This is a genomic window from Bradyrhizobium sp. WYCCWR15520 (assembly GCF_056174665.1).
The window spans coordinates 1-628 of the sequence record NZ_JBWBWM010000174.1; the positions used below are offsets into that span (position 1 = coordinate 1).

At 57.6% G+C, this 628-nt stretch carries 2 protein-coding genes; one reads left to right on the plus strand and one right to left on the minus strand.

The window, feature by feature from the left end:
• A partial coding sequence (locus tag AC0QUY_RS42725) for an ATP-binding cassette domain-containing protein (protein ID WP_475391755.1) occupies positions 1-351 on the plus strand: 351 nt, incomplete at its 5' end.
• Between the two features lie 94 nt (positions 352-445).
• Here the strand turns inward: AC0QUY_RS42725 and AC0QUY_RS42730 are convergent.
• The coding region (locus tag AC0QUY_RS42730) for a universal stress protein (RefSeq protein ID WP_475391757.1) at positions 446-628 on the minus strand (183 nt) is incomplete at its 5' end.

The window sequence follows — 628 nt, forward strand, 5'->3', positions numbered from 1 at the left end:
ATGTGCGTGATCGGCCGTGCGCTGATGTCGCGCCCGAAGATGATCCTGCTCGACGAGCCTTCGATGGGCCTCGCGCCGCAGATCGTTGAAGAGATCTTCGAGATCGTGAAGGATCTGAACGTCAAGGAAGGTGTCTCGTTTCTTCTCGCCGAGCAGAATACCAACATGGCGCTCAAATACGCCAGCTACGGATATATCCTCGAAAATGGCCGCGTGGTGATGGACGGCGAGGCGCGGGCGCTCGCTGCGAATGAGGACGTCAAGGAATTCTATCTTGGCGTCGCCGGGGAGAAGCGAAAATCATTCCGCGATGGGAAGCACTACAAGCGGCGAAAACGCTGGCTCATTTAGGCAATGGCGCTAAGCGATCGGCGCGCGTTGAGTGTGCCCGCCGCGATCCGCGGGCGCAAGACCAGACCGTGGTTTGTCTCACACCGGCATCCGATCAGTGCGACATCAATGTCGGTTTGGTCATCGAGGCAAGCATACCACGTGTCGTTCCGCCAAGAATAAATTCCCGCAGCCGGGAATGCCCGTACCCGCCCATGACAATGAGGTCGGCACCTGTATCGGCTGCATATGACAGGATTGCATTGGAAACATCGATCTTGCTGACGGGAATGCGCTC